The 17,022-nt window shown below is 72.1% G+C and carries 12 protein-coding genes and 1 pseudogene; 6 read left to right on the top strand and 7 right to left on the bottom strand.

The genetic code is table 11. From position 1 onward, the window contains the following. Positions 1-43: 43 nt before the first annotated feature. Positions 44-2,726, bottom strand: a pseudogene (locus ABZ910_RS22690) (AAA family ATPase). Positions 2,727-2,922: 196 nt separating this feature from the next. Here ABZ910_RS22690 and ABZ910_RS22685 point away from each other — a divergent pair. The 3 genes from ABZ910_RS22685 to ABZ910_RS22675 all read left to right on the top strand — a co-directional run bounded on the left by ABZ910_RS22685 (position 2,923) and on the right by ABZ910_RS22675 (position 6,472). After that, entirely contained in the window at positions 2,923-4,281 is a 1,359-nt protein-coding gene (locus tag ABZ910_RS22685) for an MFS transporter (protein ID WP_361368126.1), read from the top strand. Further along, entirely contained in the window at positions 4,235-5,395 is a 1,161-nt protein-coding gene (locus tag ABZ910_RS22680; protein WP_361367930.1) for an anhydro-N-acetylmuramic acid kinase, read from the top strand. The genes ABZ910_RS22685 and ABZ910_RS22680 overlap by 47 nt, the downstream gene beginning before the upstream one ends. Positions 5,396-5,527: 132 nt before the next feature. Further along, positions 5,528-6,472: a DUF2510 domain-containing protein gene (locus ABZ910_RS22675; RefSeq protein ID WP_361367927.1), complete on the top strand. Its 945-nt coding sequence runs from the start codon at positions 5,528-5,530 to the stop codon at positions 6,470-6,472. Positions 6,473-6,657: 185 nt separating this feature from the next. Here ABZ910_RS22675 and ABZ910_RS22670 read toward each other — a convergent pair whose 3' ends face one another. Beyond that, positions 6,658-7,272 (bottom strand): TetR/AcrR family transcriptional regulator, encoded by a 615-nt coding sequence (locus ABZ910_RS22670; RefSeq protein WP_361367924.1) that lies wholly within the window; start codon positions 7,270-7,272, stop codon positions 6,658-6,660. 281 nt (positions 7,273-7,553) lie between these two features. Here ABZ910_RS22670 and ABZ910_RS22665 point away from each other — a divergent pair, with 281 nt between their 5' ends. Both ABZ910_RS22665 and ABZ910_RS22660 read left to right on the top strand, forming a co-directional pair. Further along, positions 7,554-8,390 (top strand): phosphatase PAP2 family protein, encoded by an 837-nt coding sequence (locus ABZ910_RS22665; RefSeq protein ID WP_361367921.1) that lies wholly within the window; start codon positions 7,554-7,556, stop codon positions 8,388-8,390. Continuing rightward, the gene (locus ABZ910_RS22660; protein WP_361367918.1) at positions 8,387-9,358 is read left to right on the top strand and encodes a hypothetical protein; all 972 of its coding nucleotides are present in this window, start codon (positions 8,387-8,389) and stop codon (positions 9,356-9,358) included. The genes ABZ910_RS22665 and ABZ910_RS22660 overlap by 4 nt, the downstream gene beginning before the upstream one ends. A 62-nt stretch (positions 9,359-9,420) precedes the next feature. On the opposite strand, the gene ABZ910_RS22655 is transcribed toward ABZ910_RS22660, so the two are convergent. Beyond that, positions 9,421-11,472, bottom strand: coding sequence for a phosphocholine-specific phospholipase C (locus ABZ910_RS22655; RefSeq protein ID WP_361367915.1), 2,052 nt, complete (start codon positions 11,470-11,472; stop codon positions 9,421-9,423). Between the two features lie 177 nt (positions 11,473-11,649). Here ABZ910_RS22655 and ABZ910_RS22650 point away from each other — a divergent pair, with 177 nt between their 5' ends. Beyond that, positions 11,650-12,930 carry an MFS transporter gene (locus ABZ910_RS22650; RefSeq protein WP_361367912.1) on the top strand — a complete coding sequence of 427 codons (1,281 nt, stop codon included), beginning with the start codon at positions 11,650-11,652 and terminating at the stop codon, positions 12,928-12,930. A 46-nt stretch (positions 12,931-12,976) separates the two neighbouring features. On the opposite strand, the gene ABZ910_RS22645 is transcribed toward ABZ910_RS22650, so the two are convergent. Genes ABZ910_RS22645 through ABZ910_RS22630 form a run of 4 tightly spaced genes read right to left on the bottom strand, consistent with a single transcriptional unit; the run spans position 12,977 to position 16,972 of the window. Further along, positions 12,977-13,792 (bottom strand): ABC transporter permease, encoded by an 816-nt coding sequence (locus tag ABZ910_RS22645; protein ID WP_361367908.1) that lies wholly within the window; start codon positions 13,790-13,792, stop codon positions 12,977-12,979. Positions 13,793-13,803: 11 nt separating this feature from the next. Beyond that, entirely contained in the window at positions 13,804-14,703 is a 900-nt protein-coding gene (locus tag ABZ910_RS22640; protein WP_361367905.1) for an ABC transporter permease, read from the bottom strand. 3 nt (positions 14,704-14,706) lie between these two features. After that, positions 14,707-15,906: an ABC transporter substrate-binding protein gene (locus ABZ910_RS22635; protein WP_361367902.1), complete on the bottom strand. Its 1,200-nt coding sequence runs from the start codon at positions 15,904-15,906 to the stop codon at positions 14,707-14,709. 28 nt (positions 15,907-15,934) lie between these two features. Beyond that, positions 15,935-16,972, bottom strand: coding sequence for an ABC transporter ATP-binding protein (locus ABZ910_RS22630; protein ID WP_361367900.1), 1,038 nt, complete (start codon positions 16,970-16,972; stop codon positions 15,935-15,937). Positions 16,973-17,022 lie beyond the last annotated feature (50 nt).

Below are 17,022 nucleotides of genomic sequence, written 5' to 3'. Positions count from 1 at the left end.
CCGCCTCGTCCGGGATCACTCGATGTGCCGTGCGTCAGCGGCGTCAGCGCAGGCCTCGGCCCGTCTCCAATACCTGCCTCGCCCGGGTCACCAGACCGTCCGCGCCGCACGAACGGGCCAGTGCCAGGCCCCTGTTGAGGTCGGCGATCGAGCGCGCTGCCGTGCCGTACTCGATGCGGGCGGCCGCGTGTTCGTACTGGCAGGGGGAAGCCTCCAGGTAGGCCACGGCCCGGGCCAGCAGGCGTACGGCGGGCTGGCCTCCTTCCAGGGCCGCCTCGCAGCGCAGGGCCTCGCCGATGGCGGTCTCCGTACCGAAGCGTTCGGCCTGGCGGCGGACGTCGGCGGCGAGTTGGGCCGCGCGGGCCGGGTCCGTCGCGGTGAGGGCCTGGGTCAGGTCGACGGCCCAGGGGGCCGACACCGGGTTGTGGCCGCCCCGGGAGGCCGCAGTCTTCTCGGCGGCCTCGAGTTCTTCGATGCCTTCCTCGGTACGGCCTACCGCGAGCAGCAGACGGCCGCGTACCGAGCGGTGGTCCGGCAGGACGATCGTCGAGGGGTACGGCGGTGCGAAGCCGTACTGGTCGGCGATGGCCGAGGCCTCCTCCACGTGGCCGCGGGCGAGCAGGGTGTCGATCAGGCCGCACGTGGCCGACCAGTACAGCGGCAGGCCGCGGCCGACGCGCTCGGCCAGCCGCAGCGACTCGCGCAGGATGGTCTCGGCGTCGCGGAGGCGGCCCTGCCGGCGGTAGGCGAGGCCGAGGTACGCGTTGGCGAGGGAGAGGTGGCCGCCGCTCCAGCCGGCCGACGTGTAGGCCCGCAGGGCCTCGGAGAAGAGGCTCTCCGCCCGGTCCAGGCGGTCCGTGTAGGCGTAGCAACTGCCCAGCATCATCAGCAGTTCGATGCCCCACTCGGTGTCGGTCCAGCCGAGACCGGGGGGCGAGGCGCCCGTTGACGAGGGCGCGGTCGCACAGGTCGACGACCTCGTCGGCGCTCTCGCCGTGGGCCATGGCGTCGAAGGCGCGCAGGATCAGCAGGGCGCGTTCGGAGTTGTCGCGGCCGGTGCAGGTCCCGGCGAGGCCGGCGAGGCGTCGGGAGCGGTCGGGTGAGGCGCTCTCGCCGTGGATGCCCTCCCACATGAAGTGCACGGCCTGCAGGCGCATCCGGGCGGGGCCCGGCTCGTGCCGGGCGCTCTCGGCCTCGACGACGCGGACGGCCTCCTCCAACTGGTCGTTGTGGAGCAGGGCCTGGGAGAGGCGGAAGACGGCGTCGACGCGTGCGGCGCCGTCGAGGCCGCGCATGCCGAGCGCGGCCTGCAGGTGGTCGATGGTGGTCGCGGGCGCGGTCAGGAGGGTGGCGCAGCCCAGTTCGTAGAGCACGCGCGCGTGGACCTGGGGCAGGGGCGGTTCCAGCAGGGCGCGCTCCAGGCAGCGGCGGGCCGCGTCGGGCGCGCCGACGGCGAGGTGCTCCCGGGCGGCTTCGCGCATCTGCTCGACGAGTTCCTCGTCGTCGTCCGGGTGCACATGGAGGAGGTGGCGGGAGGCCGCGGCGACGCCGCGTCCGGAGTCGGTGACGACCTGGGCGGCGATGCCGTGCATGGCGGTGCGCAGGGCTTCCGGGATCGAGTTGTAGACGGCGGAGGCGATCAGCGGATTGACGAACTCCAGCTCGCCGTCGGCCGCGTGGAAGCCCGCGGGGTCGAGTTCGGTGAGGATGCGGGCGGTGCGCAGCAGTTCGGCGCTGCGCACCGCTTCGTCGGTGTTCAACGTGGCGAGCCGGGCGACCAGGCACAGGGTGATGCCGGTGCCGAGGATGGCGGCCGCCCAGGCGAACCGGGTGGCGTCGATGCCGAGGCCCTCCAGGCGGGCGACGAGTCCGCCGCCGCGTGCCGAGCGGTTGAGTGCGCGCAGTTCGCCGGCGTGGGCCTCGACGGGGTCGAGCCCGCTGTCCCGCACCTTGGCGAGGAGTTCGACGGTCTCGTACGGGTTGCCGCCGGTGACGGCCCACACCTCGCGGCAGAACGGGCCGTCGGCGTGCTCGCCCAGCGTGGCGACGGTGATTCCGGCGGCGGCCTGCGGGGTGAGTTCGCTCAGGTTGCCGACCGGGCCGTCCGCGGCAGCCGCGACCGCCTCGAGGTAGCGGGCGCTGTCGCCGGTCGCCTCGCCGGGCCTGCGGGCGACGACGACCAAGACGGGCAGGTCGTCGAGGCGTTCGGCGAACGCGGCGAGCCAGCGCAGCGTCTCCAGGTCGGCCCAGTGCGCGTCGTCGATCAGCAGGACCAACGGCCAGTCCCGCTTGGCCAGTCGGCGTACGACTGCGACCAGGCCGTCGCACACGCCCTGCGGGTCGGCCTGCCGGCCACCGGGGTCGGCTATGCCGAGCGCGGGGCCCGCGATGTCGTACCAGTCACCGAGGTACTCGCGGGCCTCCTCGGGCATCAGGGAGATCAGCGCGGGCTGCAGCAGCTGCCGCACCACATTGAACGGGACCGACTTGAGCGTCTCGCCGCCGCGGGTGGACCACACGGTGCAGCCGCGCTGTTCGGCCAGGCGGCGCGTCTCGGCGAGGAGCGCGGTCTTGCCGAGTCCCGCCTCGCCGCGGAAGACCAGCAGGTTTCCCGTGGTCGAGCGGTCGGAGCACAGATCGTCGAGTGCTTGCGTGAGGGCGGCGACCTCCAGGTCACGCTCCCACAGGGAAGCCGAGGCGGCCGCGCGGGGCCGTGCCTCCGTCATCCCGTTACCTCCCCAAGTCGCCCGAACGACTTACAGGCCCGAGCCTAGCCGTCCTCCCGGGTAAGCGCAGGCCGGTCGGGGCAGCTATTGCCGTGACGGGTGACCGGGGTTGCGGACGGGCGGCGCGCGCCCACCGCAAACCGGCCGCGAGAATCTGACGGGCAGTCAACGATCCAAGAAGAAGCTGGTGAAGCTGATGAAGCCGAGTGTCGAAGAGAGCGGGAGTGACGGCGGCAGACCGTCCGTGCGGGCGCTGGCCGCGGGGTCGGTGGGGAACTTCATCGAGTGGTACGAGTTCGGTGTCTACGGCTACTTCGCCACGGTCATCGCGGAGCGGTTCTTCACCCCGACCGGCGGCGGCCCGGTCGAGGGACTGGTGAAGACGTACGCCTCCTTCGCACTGGCCTTCTTCTTCCGTCCGGTCGGTGCGGCCCTGTTCGGGCGGCTGGGCGACCGGATCGGGCGGCGGCCGGTGCTGATCCTGGTGGTCGCGCTGATGACGGGGGCGACGGCGCTGATCGGTGCGCTGCCGACGTACGCCGCGGTCGGCGCCCTCGCACCGTGGCTGCTGACGCTCCTGCGGGTCGTCCAAGGCCTTTCCGCGGGAGGTGAGTTCGGGGGTGCGGTCGCGGTGATGACCGAGTTCGCGCCACCGGGCCGGCGCGGGCTGTACGGCGCATGGCAGTCGTTCACCGTGGCACTGGGGCTGCTGGGCGGGGCGGGCGTGGCGGCCGGGCTTGCGACCGTGCTGACCGAGCCCCAACTCACCGCGTGGGGATGGCGGTTGCCCTTCCTGCTCGCGCTGCCGATGGGACTGGGCGCGCTGTGGCTGCGGGTGCGGCTGGACGAGACGCCGCCGTTCCGGGAGCAGAGCGAGCGGAGCGGTGGTGAGCAGGAGGCGGCGGTGGAGCGGCTGCCCGCGCGGGCCGTCCTGCCCGCCATCGCGCTCGGCGCCGGGCGGGTCATGGGGTGGGCCGCGGCCGGGTACACCTTCCTCGTCGTCCTGCCGTCATATCTGCAGACCGCGCTGCACGCCGGCTTCCGGGAGGCGCTGATCGCCACCGTGCTGGCCAACCTGGGGTTCGCGGTCACGATCATCCCGGCGGGGCTGCTCAGCGACCGCGTCGGGCGGCGGCCGGTGATGCTCACGGGGGCGGGACTCGTGGTGCTGCTGGCGGTGCCGCTGCTCAACCTCCTTCAGGACGAGGGGGCTTCCGCCCTGGTGAAGGGCGTGGCCGTGGGCGCCGCGGGCGCGGTCGTCGGGCTGATGGCCGGGCCGGGGCCCGCACTGCTCGCCGAGATGTTCCCCACGCGCGTGCGCTGCACGGGCCTCGGACTCGCCTACTCCCTGTCCAATGCCGTGTTCTCGGGGTGCGCCGGCCTCATCATCACGGAAGCCGTGAAGCGGACCGGGAGCGTGGACGTGCCCGCGTACTACGCGGCCGCCGCGTGCGCGGTCAGCATGCTGGCGCTCTTCAAGAACCCTGCGAGAAAGGCGGGTCGGGCGGATGCTGGTGATCGGGCTGATGTCGGGGACGTCGTACGACGCCGTTGACGCGGCGGCGGCCGAGCTGCGCCTCACGGGTGACGTGCTCGCCCTGAAGCCGCTGGGGATGGTGAGCGAGTCGTACGACGCCGGGTTGCGGGAGTCGCTCGCGGCGGCGCTGCCCCCGGCGGCCGTGCCGCTCGCCGAGGTGTGCCGGCTCGACACCCGGATCGGGCAGGCCTTCGCGGCGGCGGCCGTCCGCGCCGACCGTGAACTGTGCGGCGGGCAGGCCGCGTTGATCGCCTCGCACGGGCAGACGGTCTATCACTGGGTGGACGGCGGCCGGGTGCACGGCACGTTGCAGCTCGGGCAGCCCGCCTGGATCGCCGAAGCGACCGGGCTGCCCGTCGTCGCCGACTTCCGGCCCCGGGACGTGGCCGCCGGGGGCCAGGGCGCGCCGCTGGTCAGCCTGGTCGACCTGCTGTGGCTGCGGGGCAGGCCGGGGACGCCGGTCGCGCTGAACATCGGCGGGATCGCCAACCTCACCGCACCCGACGGAACGGCCTTCGACACCGGGCCCGGGTGCGCGCTGACCGACGCGGCGGCCCGCGAGTTCAGCGGCGGGCGCCTGGCGTACGACACCGACGGCGCGCTGGCCGCCCGCGGGCAGGTGGACGATCGACTGCTGGACCGGCTGCGCGCGGAGCCGTACTACGCGCGGCCCGCACCCAAGACCACCGGCAAGGAGCTGTTCCACGCCGGGTATCTGCGCGCTGCTGGTGTGGCGTCCTGCCTTGAGGGGCCGTCCGCCGAGGACGTGCTGGCGACGCTCACCGCGCTGACGGCCGGCACGGTCGCGGACGCCGTGCGGTCGGTGGGCGCCACGGAGGTCGTCGCCTCCGGCGGCGGCACGCGCAACCCGGTGCTCATGGCGATGCTCCGCGAACGGCTGCCCGGGGTGCCCGTGCGCACCTCCGACAAGCTGGGGCTGCCTTCGGCCGCCAAGGAGGCGTACGCGTTCGCCGTGCTGGGATTCCTGACGGTGCACGGGCTTGCGGGCACCGATCCGGTCAGCACGGGCGCCCGGCATCCGAGCATCCTGGGGTCGGTCACCCCCGGCCGGGACGGGCTGCGGCTGCCGCCTCCCGCGCGCCGGGCCCCGGTGCGGCTGGAGTTGGAGTGAGCCCGGCCGCGGCACGGCGGCGGACCGGCACCACATCGACGCGTCCTCGACTCATCCCCGACGCGACACCGACGCGACACCTGTGCGGGATCCTCCTGTTCCGGTGCCGGGTACGCCTCATACGGTGAGGTCATGACGCAGGCGACACCTCCCGGGTGGCACCCCGACCCCGGTCAGACGATTGACACTCCGCCCACCGAGCGCTGGTGGGACGGCACCGCTTGGACGGACCACACCCGCCCCGCCGGGTCGGCCGCCGCATGGGTCCCTCCGACGCAGCCGTCCGGCGCCGGGGCGTACCCGGCGGCCCCTCTCGAGCAGGCGCCGTACCCCGCCTGTCCGGGCTACGGCGGGTACCCGGGGTATCCCGTCCAGCCGCCGCCCGGTGCCCGGCGTGGCCTGCGTGCGGGAATAGCCGTCGCGATCGCCGCGGCGGTGCTCGCGTGCGTAGGGATCGGCGCGTACGCGATCGCCAAGGGCGCCGGGAGCGACGGCGACCGGGCCGGGCGGCAGCCGTCCCCGGGCCGGTCCGCGCTGCCACGCGTCAAGGGCGGCGGCACCGTGCCGGACCCGGTCAACGGGATCAGTTTCCCCGTGCCGGACGGCTGGACCGGGCAGACGGCGGGCGCGGGCGCGCAGCTGGGGTCCGACGACACCTACAAGTGTCCGGGCGACACCACCAAGAAGTGCACGGCCGGCGGCGCGTACTCGGCGCCCGCGGTGGCGCTGGGCAGCGAGGGCGGCACGCCCGAGGAGGTGGCCAAGGCGGACATCGCCGCGAACGCCAAGGAGTCCTACGGCGGCGCCGCCTACGGCAGGATCACCTCGCACGACGTGCTGGTCTCCAAGGCGGTGACGGTGGCCGGGGAGCGGGGCTACCTGGTCCGCTGGAAGGCCGTCACCAGCAAGGGCGCCGACGGCTACGTCGAGTCGCTGGCCTTCCCGTCGCCCAGGAACACCGAGCGGATGGTCGTGGTGCGCTTCGGCGTCGACGCCGGGCGCGAGGAGTCGGTCATCGACGAGATCACCAAGGGCATCAAGGCGTCGTCCGCCGGTGACGTCGGGCAGAAGGTCTGATCCCTTCGGCGCATGAATCGGCCGGAAGACTCGGCCGCATGAATCGGCCGCATGAATCGGCCGGGTGGGGCGTCCCTCCGCTCATAGGGGAGCCCCACCCGGCCGGGGGTGCGCGCCGCCTCCGTCCCCACGGTGCGACGCGTGCAGGTCACCGTCCAGTCATCCCATGGACGACGACCTGAGTCTCAGCTCAGTCCGAGCGCGGGCAGCACGGCGGCCTCCACGAACCGGACGAGGTATTCGGAGTCGGCGTACTGGCCGCTCAGGACGGGCCGCACGCGCAGGACGCCGAACAGCATCGCGGGGACGTACTCCAGCGCCGGATGGTCGGCGGGCAGCTCGCCCCGCTCGACGCCGCGCCTGAGGATCTCCTGGAGAGCGGCGATCTCGGGGTCGACCAGCGCCTCGCGCAGCGCTTCCTGGAGTTCGGGGTCCGACGTCACCGCGTGTCCCAGCGCCTGGAGCAGCTTGGTGTCCTTGCCGGACCAATGGCCCGAGACCCGCGCGGCCTGGCGGAGGTCCTCGGCGAGCGATCCGGTGTCGATGCCGCCGAAGCGCACCGTGCGGTTGGCGCGCAGCGCCGCGGCGACGAACTGGGGCTTGGTCTTCCACTGCCGGTAGAGCGTGGACTTGCTGCACCGGGTGCTGGACGCGATGCCCTCCATGGTGAGGGACTCGTAGCCGCACTCACGGATCTGCTCGAGCACGGCGTCGAAGAACTCCCGCTCACGCTCGGGCGTGATCTTGGAGCGGCTCGAGGCGGGGACCGTCGACGGTCCTTCCGCTGCCTGCGACGTCATGCGCTCTTCTCCTCACTCATGGCGATTCATACGACTCGTGGCGAGGCGTACGCGGACCGTCCCAGCCGTGTCCGACAGCGGATGCGCCGGCGGATACGAGTCCTGGGCGGGCCCTGGTTCCAGTCTGTCGAAATCCAGTGGTGGCGGCATCTATCGATACGCCAGTGTACCGGTACCGAGCCGTATCGGTACACCCGCGTATCGGTACTCTCCCGTATCGGTACAATGGCGTATCGGTACGCAAACGTATCGATGGATGGATGTCAGGGAGGGACCGGCGGATGACTGCCCGAACCGAGGCCGCCGAGCCCGCGGAAGCGGGGCCCGGCGAGACAGGCCGACCGCCCCTCGCCCGTGAGCTTCTGCTCGTCGCGGGGCTCTTCGTCGTCTACAAGCTCGGCAGGCAGCTGGCCACGGGCCACAGCGGTGAGGCCCTGCACCACGCCCACGCCGTGTGGGACCTGGAACGAGGCCTGCACCTTCCCGGCGAGGGCTCCGTGCAGTCGGCGCTCCTGCGTGACGACGCCGTCGTCCACCTGGCGAACACCTACTACGCGACCGTTCACTTCCCGGCGACCGTGGCCTTCCTGGTCTGGCTGTACCGGCGGCGGCCCGCGCACTACGTCTGGGCCCGCCGGGTCCTGGCCACGGTCACCACGGCCGCCCTGGTGCTGCCGTTCGCGTTCCCCCTGGCCCCGCCGCGCATGCTGAGCGCCGACGGCCTGGTGGACACCGCCCGCGTGTACGGGCCGTCGGTGTACGGCCCGCCCTCCTCCGACCACCTCTCCAACCAGTACGCGGCGATGCCGTCCCTGCACTTCGGCTGGGCCCTGATGGTGGCGGTCGGCCTGATCGCTGCGACCCGGTCCCCCTGGCGCGTCCTTTGGCTGCTGCACCCCCTGGCGACAATGGTGGTGATAGTCGGGACGGCGAACCACTACTGGCTCGACGCGATCGTCGCCACGGCCCTGCTCGGCATATCCCTCGCGGTGATCCACCCGCCGCACCGCACCGCCGGCACGGCGGGACGCGAGGCGCAGGCGCTAGGGCTCGTCCCGACCGTCCCGGGCATGGCCGACGTACCGGAGGAGCGGGCTCTGGCGGGGGCGGGCCGATGAGCGCCTTCATCGTCGCCATCGCCCTGTCGCTGGTCTCGGCCGTCGCCTACGCGGCCGCCGCCGTCGCCCAGGAGCGCCTCGCCTCCCGTGCCGCGGGCGCGGGCCTGCTGCGGCTGCTCGGCACCGGCGCATGGTGGTCGGCGGTCGGGCTGAACGTGGCCGGCGCGCTGCTGCACGTCGTGGCCCTCCGCTACGGCCCCCTCACCGTCGTCCAGCCGCTCGGTGCCCTGACTCTGGTCGCGGCCGTGCCGATGGGGGCGCGGGCGGCCGGGCGGCGGGTCAGCTTCGTCGAGTGGCGGGGCACCGCGCTCACACTGCTCGGGCTCGCGGCGCTGCTCGTGGCCGCGTCCGGACCGGCGCCCGAGCAGGTGCTGAGCGTGCCCGAGGCGCTCGCGGTCGCCGGTACGACCTCGGCGCTGGTCGGCGTCCTGTCCCGGCCCGGCGCCCGGCCGGGGCTGCGGCACGCGACGGCGTCCGGCTTCGCCTCGGGCGTGGCCTCGGCGCTCACCCAGACGCTGGCGGTGGCGGCGTCGAACCACTCCGGCCCGGTGCTCGCCCCGGGGGCGATCGTGGTCGCGGTGCTCGTCGCCACGCTCGCCACCTGCGGACTGCTGCTGTCGCAGACGGCCTATCGCGGCGGCCTCGGCGCACCGCTGGCGGTGGTCACGCTGGCCAACCCGATGGCGGCCGCGGTGATCGGCCTCGTACTGCTCGGACAGGGCCTGCGCGGCGGCACGACGGGTGTCCTGCTGGCCCTGGCCGGGGCGGCGCTGGCGTCCCGGGGCGTGGTGCTGCTGACGCGGGTGACGCCGACCGGCCCCGCACGCCCCGATCCCGAACACCCCGGTCCCGTATACGACGACGAGCACCCGGTGGCGGCGGTCCTGGCACTGGAGCCGGGAACGGCCGCCCCCGAACCGGCGCTGGTGCCACGGCAGTCGAGGCGCCGGCACCTCATCAACCGCTAGGGACTCTCCTGAGGACCGGCGCAGGACCCGCTCGGGCCCTACGTCGGTTCCAGCCCTCTCGCTCACTGCGTCACGATCGCCGGGTCGCTCACGCCCGGCCGCCCGTTCTCGACATGGCCGGCGAACCTCCGTACGAAGCCGGGGTCCGCGTCGGACGTGACGGTGAGGTCGTACCAACGGCTGCTCGCCGCCAGGTCCACGGTCTTCCTTACGGTCGCGCCGGACCGGACCGCGACCGTCGTCGGCCGGCCGCCGTAGCCGTCGGACAGCTTCAGCCGCACCGTTCCCGGGCCCTGGTTGGTGAAGGTGAGCTCGACGTCGTCCCCGGCGTGCCGTGCGGTGACCTCGGGTCCGGCGGTCCTGCCTGGGCCCTTGAAGACGCGCAGGAAGCCGTTGGGCCCGTGCACGGTCAGGTCGTACGAGCCGTTCGAGGAGGCCGAGTTCCAGGTGCCCGTGACGCGCTTGCCGGCCTCGGTGGTGTAACTCCAGGGGCCGTCGGTGCGGTGGGCGGAGGTGACGAGGAAGGCGGCACCGGCCGCGCCGCCGGAGGCGAAGGTGAGGGTCAGCGTGCCGGCCGCCGCGTCCGCCGAGGCGTCCACCAGCGGGGCGTACTTGAGCGGGCGGGTGGGCCGGTGGCCGCGCTCCTGCCGGGGCAGCACGGGGTTCGCGGGCGGGGTCGGCACATAGTCGGGGTGGCGGTCGTGGTCCGGCGGCCGGTAGCCGTCGGTGCCGGGGAGCGCGACGCGGCCGGTGTCTTCGCGGGAGAAGTCGAACGCGGCGGTCAGGTCGCCGCAGATCGCCCGCCGCCAGGGCGAGATGTTCGGCTCGTGGACGCCGAAGCGGCGCTCCATGAACCGGATGACCGAGGTGTGGTCGAAGGTCTCGGAGCAGACGAAACCGCCCCTGCTCCACGGGGAGACGACCAGCATCGGCACCCGCTGGCCGAGGCCGTAGGGGCCGGGGACATGGCCGGCGTCGCCGGTGAAGAGGTCCGGGCCGACGTCGACCGTCGAGCCGCCTTGCGCGTCGGAGGACGGCGGGAACGGCGGGATGACGTGGTCGAAGAAGCCGTCGTTCTCGTCGTACGTGAGGAAGAGGGCCGTCTTCGCCCACACGTCCGGGTCGGAGGTGAGCGCGTCGAGGACCTGGGAGACGTACCAGGCGCCGTAGTTGGCGGGCCAGTTGGGGTGCTCGGTGAAGGCCTCGGGGGCGACGATCCAGGAGATCTGCGGCAGCCTGCCGCCCTTGACGTCGGCCTTGAGCCGGTCGAAGAAGCCCTCGCCGGTGCGGGCGTCGGTGCCGGTGCGGGCCTTGTCGTGGAGGGGGTCGCCGGGCCGGGCGTTCTGGTACTGCGTGAAGTAGAGGAGGGAGTTGTCGCCGTAGTTGCCGCGGTAGGCGTCCGGGATCCAGCCCCAGCCTCCGTTCGCGTCCAGGCCGTTGCCGACGTCCTGGTAGATCCTCCAGGAGATCCCGGCCTTCTCCAGGCGCTCGGGATACGTCGTCCAGCTGTATCCCGCCTCGTCGTTGCCGAGGACGGGGCCGCCTCCTCGGCCGTCGTTGCCGGTGTAACCGGTCCACAGGTAGTAGCGGTTGGGGTCGGTCGAGCCGAGGAACGAGCAGTGGTAGGCGTCACAGATCGTGAAGGCGTCGGCGAGCGCGTGGTGGAACGGGATGTCGTCGCGGGTCAGATAAGCCATCGTCGTGGCCGACTTGGCGGGCACCCACTGGTCGTAGCGGCCCGCGTCGAAGGCCGCGTGGCCGTCGTTCCAGCCGTGCGGGAGGTCCCGGAGGAACGCCATGCCCAGGTCGTCGGCGTCGGGGTGGAACGGCAGGACGTCCCGGGTGCCGTCCGACTGGTGCCAGACCGGCTTGCCGTTCGGGAGCGTCACCGGGCGCGGGTCGCCGAAGCCGCGGACACCGCGCAGCGTGCCGAAGTAGTGGTCGAAGGAGCGGTTCTCCTGCATCAGGACGACGATGTGCTCGACGTCCTCGATCGAGCGCGTGCGCCGGTTCGCGGGCAGGGCGGCGGCACGCGTGATGCTGCTCGACAGCGCCGTGAACCCGGCTGTGGTGCCGGCGAGTTGGAGGAATCGACGCCGGTTGACTTCGGACATGGGTGAGGGACCTCGCATCCTGACGCGGGTGACGCACGGAGGGGCCGGAACATGACGGAATGTACGCGGGCGAGTGTTCCAAGTGCGGCGCACTTCAGGGAAGGTACCGGTGTCGCGGATGTGAAAGTCCGGGGTCGGTGAGGTGTGTTGCGTGCGGCGCATGGGGATGGCCGGAACATGACACAGACGCGCACGGCTCCCCCGCCGACGAAACGGCCCGTAAGACAGCTTCTCGCCGCCTCCGTGGGCAACGCGGTGGAGTGGTACGACTGGTACGCCTACACATTTCTGGCCACCTACATCGCCGCCGCGGTCTTCCCCGAGAGCGCGGGCAACTCCCTGGTCCCGCTGCTCTCGACCTTCGCGGTCTTCGCGGTGGGCTTCTTCATGCGGCCGGTCGGCGGCCTGCTCATGGGCGCGATCGCGGACCGGCGCGGCCGCCGCACGGCCCTCACGGTCACCATCCTGCTGATGGGCGGCAGCAGCCTGCTGGTCGGGCTGACGCCGACCTACACGGCGGCGGGCGTGCTGGGCCCGGTCGTCCTGGTCCTCGCCCGGCTGCTCCAAGGCCTGTCCGTGGGCGGGGAGTTCGCCGCCTCGACGACCTTCCTGGTCGAGTCGGCCCGGCCCGGGCGGCGCGGGCTGTTCTCCAGCTTCCAGTACGTGTCGACGACTGCCGGGCAGCTCGTCGCCTCCGGCATCGCGACGCTGCTCGTGGACACGCTGAGCGACGGGCAGATGGGCGGCTGGGGCTGGCGCGTCCCGTTCGTCCTCGGCGGCGTGCTCAGCCTGGTGGGCTTCTGGATCCGGCAGGGCGCGCAGGAGACCCGCAGCGCCGAGCAGCAACAGGCGCCGCGCCCGGGCCTGTTGGAGGCGCTGCGCCGGCACCCGCGCGAGTCCCTCATGATCTGCGGCATCACGGCGGGCGGCACCATCGCCTACTACACCTGGACGTCGTACCTGCCGACCTACGCGCAGCTCAACGCGGGCATCTCCGCGTCGGACGCCCTCCTCGCGGGCACCCTCTCGCTCGCCTTCTTCGGCCTGCTCCAGCCGCTCGGCGGAATGCTGTCCGACCGCCTCGGCCGGCGACCGGTGCTCCTCTTCTTCGGCCTGGGCTTCGCCCTGCTCGCCGTGCCCCTGCTGCACGCCCTCGACTCGTTCGTGACGCTGCTGCTCGTGCAGTGCGCGGGCATGGTGCTGCTGACCGGCTTCACGTCGATCAGCGCGGCCGTCAACGCGGAGGTGTTCCCGCCCCGGGTGCGCGCGGCCGGCATCGGCTTCCCCTACTCGCTGACGGTCGCCCTCTTCGGCGGCACGGCGCCGTACGTCGGCACGCTCTTCAAGGACCTGGGCCACTCCGGGCTCTTCCCCTGGTACGTCGCCGCGCTCTGCCTGATCTCCTCGCTGGTGTACCTGCGCATGCCGGAGACGGCGCACGCGGAGCTGCGCCGCTGATGCGCAGGGGTGGCCGGGCGCCGGTTCGGCGCCCGGCCACCGCTCGCTACACCCGGCTGCCGCTCGCCGTGTCCGCCGACAGCCGCTGGGCGACGTAGATCGGCACGACCGACAGCAGGACGAGGACGGCGGCCACCACGTTCACCACCGGGGCCTGCTGGGGGCGGGTCATGTTGTCGAAGATCCAGATCGGCAGTGTCTCGATGCCGGGGCCCGCGGTGAAGGTCGTCACCACGATCTCGTCGAAGGAGAGCGCGAAGGCGAGCAGTCCGCCCGCGAACAGCGCCGAACGCACCAGCGGGAAGGTGATGTCGACGAAGGCCCGGAAGGTGTGGGCGCCCAGGTCCATGGCCGCCTCCTCGTACGAGCCGGACGTGCGGCGCAGCCGGGCCACGACGTTGTTGAAGACGACCACGATGCAGAAGGTGGCGTGTCCGATGACGACGGTGAACAGGCCGAGGCCCACGCCGAGCGGCTGCAGGACCGTACCGAACGCGGAGTTGAGCGCGATACCGGTGACGATGCCGGGCAGGGCGATCGGCAGCACGACCACGAACGAGACGACGCCGCGGCCGAAGAAGCGGTGCCGGGCGACCGCGAAGGCGATCAGGGTGCCGAGGACCAGGGCGACGGTGGTGGCGCCGATGCCCGCCTTGACCGAGGTCCACAGGGCGCTGCGGGCCCCGGAGTTGTCCCAGGCGACGGACCACCAGTGCGTGGTCAGCCCGGGCGGGGGCCAGCTCGCACTGCGGTCCGGGTTGAGGGAGTTGACCAGGACGAGCAGCAGCGGCACGTAGATCACGGCGAAGCCGAGACCGGCGGCGGTGCGCAGCGCGATGCGCGCGGAACGGGAGAGTTGCACGGCCGGCTCCTCTACAGGCTGCTCAGGGCGCCCGTACGGCGCATCGCCAGCAGGTACAGCACGATCACGACGACCGGGACCGTGCCGAGCGCGGCGGCCATGGGCAGGTTGAGTTCGATGTTGGAGTAGACGAGGTTGCCGATCAGCTGCGTCTTGCCGCCGACGATCTGCACGGTGATGTAGTCGCCGAGGCTGAGGGAGAAGGTGAAGATCGATCCGGCGGCGACGGACGGCAGCACCATCGGCAGCACGACGGAGCGGAAGGTGCGCCCGGTCCGGGCCCCCAGATCGGCGGACGCGTCGAGCAGGTTGGCGGGCAGCTGCTCCAGCGCGGTGTGGATCGGCAGGATCATGTACGGCAGCCACAGATAGGTCAGGGTGAGGACGGCGGCCGGCAGCCCGAAGCCCGGTCCGCTCAGCCCCAGCGGTTTCAGCATCCAGTCGGCGAGCCCGCCCTCGGACAGGATCAGCCGCCAGGCGTACACCTTGACCAGGTAACTGGCCCACAGCGGGGTGAGGATGGCGACGACGAGCAGCGGACGCCACCTCGGGCGCGCGACCCGGGCGGTGTAGAAGGCGAGCGGGAAGGCGATCACGGCGCACAGGGCGGTGACCGCGAGGGCGACGCCGATGCTGCGCAGCACGACCTCGCGGTAGACGGGCGTCGTGAACAGCTCGTGGAAGTTGTCGGTCGACCAGACCTGCACCACCTGCGAGGTGAAGGAGTCCGTCGTCCAGAACGCGGAGACGAACAGCACGCTCAGCGAGCCGAGATAGAGCACGGCCAGCCACAGCAGCGGTGCGGTGAGCAGAAGGGCGAGCCGGAGCCGGGGACGGCGGTGCAGCAGTCCGGCCAGCCGCCGGACGATGCCGCCGGGGCTTCGTCCGGCGGCCTGCGCGACGACGGTCATGGGTCAGCCCTTGATCTCGGTCCAGGCCTGCACCCACTTGGCGTACGGAACGCACTTGACGTCCCTGCGGCCGTCGAGGCACTGCTCGATGGGCGTGTTCCAGAAGGCGATGCGCTTCCAGTAGGCCGTGTCGGCCGCGTGGTAGGTGGCGCAGAAGTTCTTGTCGCCGGTCTCCTCGCAGGCCTTGGCGTTGGCGGGGGCCTCGCCGAAGTACTCGGCGACCTGGGCGTTGACCTTCGGCGAGACGATCCAGTCGAGCCACTTGTAGGCGCAGTTGGGGTGCTTGGCCTTGGCGGAGACCATCCAGGTGTCCGACCAGCCGGTCGAACCCTCCTTGGGCACGGTGGCCTTGACCTTGGCGCCCTCCTCTGCGGCGAGGTTGGCGATGACCTGCCAGGAGGTGCCGACGACGGAGTCGCCGCTCTTGAAGGCGGAGATCTCCTTCAGGTAGTCGCTCCAGTACTCGCCGACGTTCGCGTTCTGCTTCTTCAGCAGGGCCACGGCCGCGTCGAACTGCTTCTGGTCGAGCGCGTAGGGGTTCTTGATGCCCAACTCGGGCTTCGTGGCCTTGAGATAGAGCGCGGCGTCGGCGATGTAGATCGGCGAGTCGTACGCCGTCACATGGCCCTTGTGCTTCGCGGCGCCGTCGAAGACCGCGGACCAGGACGTCGGAGCGGGCTTCACCTTCTGCGTGTTGTACATCAGCAGGTTGGCGCCGCGCCCGTGCGGGATGCCGTACGCCTTGCCCTTGACGGAGTTCCAGGGCTGCAGCTTGAGGTCGCCGAAGATGTCCTTGTAGTTGGGCACGAGGCTGGTGTTGACGGGCGCCGCGTCACCCGCAGCGATGAGGCGCAGCGAGGCGTCGCCGGAGGCCGAGACGGCGTCGTACTGCCCGGTCTTCATCAGCTTGACCATCTCGTCGGAGCTGGCGGCGACCTTGGAGTGGACCTGGCAGCCCGTCTGCTTCTCGAAGTCGCTGACCCAGTTGGCCTTGGGGTCGTTGGAGCCGTCCTCCACGTAACCGGCCCAGGCGACGAGGTTGACGGCGCCCTCGGTCTTGCCGAGCTTCGAAGGGGCCTTGATGTCGGGCGGGTTGAGGCCGGTGGCCGAGGAGCCGCCGCCGGAGCCGGAGGAGCCGCAGGCGGTGGCGGCCAGGAGTATCGCGGCTGCGGCCGCTACCTGGAGAGTACGGGTGAGGCGCATGGTTCTCCCTGTGTGGGGGGGGGCGGGTTCAGCGGGGGTCGGGGACCTGGACCGTGTGGCGCCGGTGCCAGTGGAGGACGACCCGGGCGCCGCGGTAGGCGGCGACGTCCTCGGCGGAGGTGTCCAGGTTCTGCTGGATCGCGGTGAGGCGGCCGCCGGCGTCGAGGTCGACCAGGAGGCGGGTGGCGTCGCCCAGGTAGACCGCCTCGGCGACGGTGCCGACGGCTGTGGTGTGTTCGGGTTCGTCCGCGAGCGCGGACTCCTTCCGCACACGGATCTTCTCGGGGCGGACGCTGTAGGTGCCCGCGGTGCCGACGACGCGCTGGGCGGCCTCGCCTTCGAGCAGGTTGGAGGTGCCGACGAAGGACGCGACGAACGGCGTCGCGGGGCGTTCGTAGACCTCGGCGGGGGTGCCGACCTGTTCGATGCGGCCCTGGTGGAAGACGGCGATGCGGTCGCTCATCGTCAGGGCCTCCTCCTGGTCGTGAGTGACGAGGACGAAGGTGATGCCCACCTCCCGCTGGATCGCCTTGAGTTCGACCTGCATCTGCTGGCGCAGCTTGAGATCCAGGGCGCCGAGCGGCTCGTCGAGCAGCAGGACGCGGGGGCGGCCGACGAGGGCGCGGGCTAGGGCGACGCGCTGGCGCTGGCCGCCGGACAGCTGGGCCGGGCGCCGGGTGCCGTATCCGTCGAGGCGTACCTCGGCCAGCGCCTTGCGGGCCTGCGTCAGGCGTTCCGCCTTGGGGACCTTGCGGACCTTGAGGGCGTAGGCGACGTTCTGCTCGACCGTCATGTGCGGGAAGAGCGCGTAGTCCTGAAAGACGGTGTGGACATCGCGCTCGAAGGGCGCGAGGCCGGTGACCTCTTGGCCGGCGAGCTCGATCCGGCCCTCCGTCGGTGTCTCGAATCCGGCGATCATGCGGAGCACGGTCGTCTTGCCCGAGCCGGACGGGCCGAGCATCGAGAAGAACTCCCCGTCCCTGATCTCCAGGTCGATGCCGGCCACGGCGGTGGTCTCGCCGAACGACTTCCGCAGTCCGTGCAGCCGGATCGCAACTCCCTCCATGGCGGGAACCTTTCTGGCGTTCTCGATCGTCAGCGGGAAAGATATGAAGT

The organism is Streptomyces sp. NPDC046805, assembly GCF_040645355.1.
GTDB lineage: Bacteria > Actinomycetota > Actinomycetes > Streptomycetales > Streptomycetaceae > Streptomyces.
The sequence above is the reverse complement of the archived record's forward strand: the minus strand, read 5'-3'. Positions and strand labels throughout refer to the sequence as shown.

Coding starts and splice junctions, on each gene's coding strand:
- ABZ910_RS22640 (WP_361367905.1), bottom strand. CDS start 14,703: ATGACCGTCGTCGCGCAGGCCGCCGGACGAAGCCCCGGCGGCATCGTC.
- ABZ910_RS22655 (WP_361367915.1), bottom strand. CDS start 11,472: ATGTCCGAAGTCAACCGGCGTCGATTCCTCCAACTCGCCGGCACCACA.
- ABZ910_RS22630 (WP_361367900.1), bottom strand. CDS start 16,972: ATGGAGGGAGTTGCGATCCGGCTGCACGGACTGCGGAAGTCGTTCGGC.
- ABZ910_RS22635 (WP_361367902.1), bottom strand. CDS start 15,906: ATGCGCCTCACCCGTACTCTCCAGGTAGCGGCCGCAGCCGCGATACTC.
- ABZ910_RS22670 (WP_361367924.1), bottom strand. CDS start 7,272: ATGACGTCGCAGGCAGCGGAAGGACCGTCGACGGTCCCCGCCTCGAGC.
- ABZ910_RS22650 (WP_361367912.1), top strand. CDS start 11,650: ATGACACAGACGCGCACGGCTCCCCCGCCGACGAAACGGCCCGTAAGA.
- ABZ910_RS22665 (WP_361367921.1), top strand. CDS start 7,554: ATGACTGCCCGAACCGAGGCCGCCGAGCCCGCGGAAGCGGGGCCCGGC.
- ABZ910_RS22685 (WP_361368126.1), top strand. CDS start 2,923: ATGAAGCCGAGTGTCGAAGAGAGCGGGAGTGACGGCGGCAGACCGTCC.
- ABZ910_RS22660 (WP_361367918.1), top strand. CDS start 8,387: ATGAGCGCCTTCATCGTCGCCATCGCCCTGTCGCTGGTCTCGGCCGTC.
- ABZ910_RS22675 (WP_361367927.1), top strand. CDS start 5,528: ATGACGCAGGCGACACCTCCCGGGTGGCACCCCGACCCCGGTCAGACG.
- ABZ910_RS22680 (WP_361367930.1), top strand. CDS start 4,235: ATGCTGGTGATCGGGCTGATGTCGGGGACGTCGTACGACGCCGTTGAC.